This window comes from Dethiosulfatibacter sp., from assembly GCF_983023055.1.
The window spans coordinates 1-4,077 of sequence record NZ_CEZJXU010000228.1 but is presented as its reverse complement, the minus strand read 5'-3'; the positions used below and the strand labels follow the sequence as shown (position 1 = coordinate 4,077).

The window sequence follows — 4,077 nt, the reverse complement described above, 5'->3', positions numbered from 1 at the left end:
CTTTTGGACAATATCCAGCCAGTACAACTTGACAGTTGACGAGCTGATATCTGCTAATTCGACTATTAACTCGGAACTGATTCATCCTGGAGACAAGCTTTCACTGATAATTCCAAAACCATATATTGGTGTGAGGACTGTGGAGCTTGCTACATATGAAGAAAAGATTCCCTATGAAACGGAATATGAAAAAGTATCATGGCTATATAACGATGAGTATTCTGTGAAAAAATCAGGAAAATACGGAATCAGGGAAGTCGATGCAAAGATAATAAGGGAAAATGGAATAGAGGTAGAAAGGGAAGTAATCGAGGAAGATATAATTTCGAATCCTGTTACAAAAGTCGTATATAACGGTACTATCGCACCTCCTCCAAAGAAAGGAACAGGAACTTTCATAAATCCACTTCCTTCAGGATATGTATCTTCAAGATACGGATCAAGGTGGGGAAGCTACCATTATGGAGTTGATATTGCAAACTCAACTGGAACACCTATAAAGGCTTCAGATGGAGGCAAGGTAATATATTCAGGTTGGTTTGGAGATTACGGATACATGGTTCAAATAGACCACGGTGGTGGATATTCTACTGTATATGCACACTGTTCAAAGATTTATGTAGATGTCGGTGAAATGGTTTATCAAGGACAGAAGATAGCGGCAGTAGGAAGCACGGGATACAGTACTGGACCTCATGTACATTTCGAGGTGAGAAAGTACGGAGTGAAGAAAGATCCGGGATTATATGTACCTGTTTTATATTAACAGTATTACAATAAGAAAATATGTCCGCTGAAATATTCAGCGGATTTATTTATGTCTTTTAGACTTCAAAGTTATGATTAGTTAAGGTTTGTGGGGGTATAATATCAATGATACATTTAATGGGGTGGAATTATGACTAATATTGAAAATACACCAATTTTAGAATCAAATAGAATAACGCTAAGAGAGATAAATGTTCAAATAGATGCACCTGAATGGTACAAGTTGTCAAAGGATCCTGACATACATCGATGGACTGGAAATAATGCTCCTGGAAACATCTTGGAGACAAGAGAAAACCTCAAAAAATATTCTGAATTAGAGCAGATTATTTCCTGGGCAATAATCAACAATGAGACAGGAAAAATTATAGGTACATATTGGGTATGGAAGCCCATAGAATATCCCGACGGATCAGTCATTATTCCTAGTGAAGCAGAACGTATTGCTAAGCGTTGCTGGAGAAAGGGATATATGAAGGAAGCAAGAAAGCTTGTATATGACTATTGCTTTAATGTTCTGAACGTAAATGAGGTACATGCACAGGTTTGGAAGGATAATTTGAATTCTGTTAAGTCACTTGAACATGCCGGATATGTACTTTATAAGGAAGATAAAAAAATAATTGAGCAGCTTGATTCTTACCATATTGAATGCAATTACATTATTACAAGAGAAACCTGGATGAATAGCAGACTTATGAAAAACACTTAAATCATAGAGTGCTTTTTACTAAAAGGTAGTTTAAGTCAAAATCAAGTTTCGTAACAAAACAATCTATACTGTATCCAGTTGAAGCGTCCAGATACAGCAGATTTTGCTTTGACTCAACTATATGCTTTTGACAGGAAAGGTAGTTTAAGTCAAAATCAAGTTTCGTAACAAAACAATATATACTATATCCAGTTGAAACATCCGGATACAGAATATATTGTTTTGACTCAACTATATGCTTTTGACTTATAACTTGACTTAATGTAATTTTAATAATTTTTTAATATCTATTTAAGGGTAATGATGTATAAATAAGATAATCAATATTATTGAAAGGTGATGAGTTTAATGGAGAGGAAACTGTATAAAAATACTGACAATAAAAAAATAGCAGGTGTATGCCAGGGAGTTGCTGAATATTTCGATATAGATCCTACTATTGTGAGAATTGTGTGGTTTGTATTTACGTGGTTATACGGAATTGGAATTATGCTTTATATCCTTATGTGGATATTGCTTCCTGAAAAGTCCGAGGTTGCAGAAGTTTTGAGTAAAAGCGATATGAAGGATGATTTCTACAACGGCGACGACGACGACGATGATGATGATGAAGAATAAGACAATGAATATCAAGAAAGTTTCTTTGAACTATAAAAAAGAGAAAATTTAGGTTTTCTCTTTTTTAGTTTTTGATAAAATTATATTGTTAATTCTTCTTCTACTTCCCAATCATCGTTTATATAAAAACCAATGATTTCTATATCTTTATATATTGATTTTAAAAATTCAAGACTACTCTTGATATGTTCTTCCTGCTCTTCTTTTGAAACAGGGTTTCCGGCACAGTCGTAATGGCCGGATACTGCAATAACCTTTGAGCCATGCGTGTAAACAGAAATGTCGACTTTTCTCAATATTGAAGCAATTAGTGCTTCATCGTTGTGGGCAGCCAAGGTATAACAAGGTCCTGGTTCTGTTATTGAGTCCACGTGTTTTGCATTGTATTTTTCTTTCAAATACTTATTAATTTTTTCTTGAATTCTTCCATCTATGCAATGGATTGAGGTGACAAATTCCATAAATCCTCCTAGAATATTTCTTTTCCAACTTTTTCTATAAGTTCATTTATTAATGCGGACATGTTTGCGTCTGGAGATGTTGAAACTATGTCAATATTGCATTGTGACGAGGGTAGTAGTATTTTCTTTGCATCGCTGTTTGCGACAGCTTCAGCCATCTTTGGAGTTATTTCGCCCATGAGTCCGTCAGGCAGTATTATTGCAATGGGTCCTAGAATGAGTTTGGCTTTTTTGCTGTTGATGACTACCGGATTCTCACCAGTTGCTGCTTGGTCAGCTCCTGCTTTTTTCATTGAGTTTGTAGCTGTTGCATTTGTTCCAAGTGCAACTATTCCAACTTTATTGCCGTAGGTTTTCCGTAGCTCTTCGATTATTCTGGTGCCAAGTCCTCCACCTTTACCATCTATTACTGTTATCATAGCTGCCTCTCTTTGCTTTTTTTAATATCTAATATAACATAAAATTGAGAAAAGTTCAATAAAAACAAGGGAAATGTTGAATAGTTAACTTTTCGAAGTATTAAATCATTTAATACAATCTCCCTGCCAATTCTGATATAATGGTTTTAGCGTACAAGAGACGGATTTTGTGTTTTTAAAAATAAATATTTTCAGGAGGGGCTGTGGATAATAACTGCTTCATAACTATTGATTGCGGGACACAGAGTGTAAGGGTACTGGTTTTTGACCTCCAAGGCAATCTTCTTTTTAAATTTAAATCAGCTATTGAAGAATACAAGTCATTGAATCCGGGTTGGAAGGAAATCCATCCGGATATTATATGGAATAAAATATGTACAGGAATAAAATCCCTTTACGAAAATGACCGATACCTCTTTGACAGAGTAGAGGGAGTTACAGTATCTTGTCAAAGAGATTCCATAGTTGTTGTAGACAAAAAAGGAAAGGTGCTACGGGATTGCATAATATGGATGGACAAGAGAAAAAACGAAGAAATCAGACCTATGAAGATCTGGGCAAATATCCTTCTGAAACTTGTGAAGTTCAAAAGAATCGGTGATACTTATAACAGAGAATTCAGGGCTAACTGGATAAGGATCAATGAGCCAGAAATATGGGAGAAGACAGATAAATATCTTCTTCTTTCAACATATCTCAACTATAGACTTACTGGAAGATTTGCAGACAGTACTGCATCGACCGTAGGACACCTTCCTTTTGACTATAAAAGGTTTAAGTGGGCGGGAAAGAATGATATAAAAAGGCAGATTTTCGACCTTGACAATAGATATTTAAACGACTTGGTTGAACCTTGTACAATTCTAGGGAAAATAACTGAAGAAGCATCAAGGGAAACAATGCTGCCTAAGGGTCTTTTGGTTGTAGCAACAGGTTCAGACAAGGGTTGTGAAACCATAGGTGTAGGCTGTAGGAATCTTGAGCAGGGAAGTATTTCTCTTGGATCCCAGGCTACAATTCAGACTTCCAGTGAAAAGTATCTTGAAATAGTTACACTTTTTCCAGCTTTTCCTTCTGTAAAGAAGGGGTGGTATAATCC

The 4,077-nt window shown here is 35.6% G+C and carries 6 protein-coding genes; 4 read left to right on the top strand and 2 right to left on the bottom strand.

The window, feature by feature from the left end:
• The 3 genes from AC3AX0_RS08625 to AC3AX0_RS08615 all read left to right on the top strand — a co-directional run.
• A partial coding sequence (locus AC3AX0_RS08625; RefSeq protein ID WP_487549893.1) for a peptidoglycan DD-metalloendopeptidase family protein occupies positions 1 to 766 on the top strand: 766 nt, incomplete at its 5' end.
• 132 nt (positions 767 to 898) lie between these two features.
• Positions 899 to 1,480 carry a GNAT family N-acetyltransferase gene (locus AC3AX0_RS08620; RefSeq protein WP_487549892.1) on the top strand — a complete coding sequence of 194 codons (582 nt, stop codon included), beginning with the start codon at positions 899 to 901 and terminating at the stop codon, positions 1,478 to 1,480.
• A 348-nt stretch (positions 1,481 to 1,828) separates the two neighbouring features.
• Positions 1,829 to 2,098, top strand: coding sequence for a PspC domain-containing protein (locus AC3AX0_RS08615; protein WP_487549891.1), 270 nt, complete (start codon positions 1,829 to 1,831; stop codon positions 2,096 to 2,098).
• An 80-nt stretch (positions 2,099 to 2,178) separates the two neighbouring features.
• Here AC3AX0_RS08615 and AC3AX0_RS08610 read toward each other — a convergent pair whose 3' ends face one another.
• A complete protein-coding gene (locus tag AC3AX0_RS08610; protein ID WP_487549890.1) occupies positions 2,179 to 2,559 on the bottom strand; it encodes a carbonic anhydrase in 381 nt (126 codons plus the stop codon).
• An 8-nt stretch (positions 2,560 to 2,567) separates the two neighbouring features.
• Entirely contained in the window at positions 2,568 to 2,978 is a 411-nt protein-coding gene (locus AC3AX0_RS08605; protein ID WP_487549889.1) for a DUF3842 family protein, read from the bottom strand.
• A gap of 203 nt (positions 2,979 to 3,181) precedes the next feature.
• Between AC3AX0_RS08605 and AC3AX0_RS08600 the strand changes: the two genes are divergently transcribed.
• Positions 3,182 to 4,077, top strand: an 896-nt coding sequence (locus AC3AX0_RS08600; protein WP_487549888.1) for an FGGY family carbohydrate kinase, incomplete at its 3' end; no start/stop codon positions are given.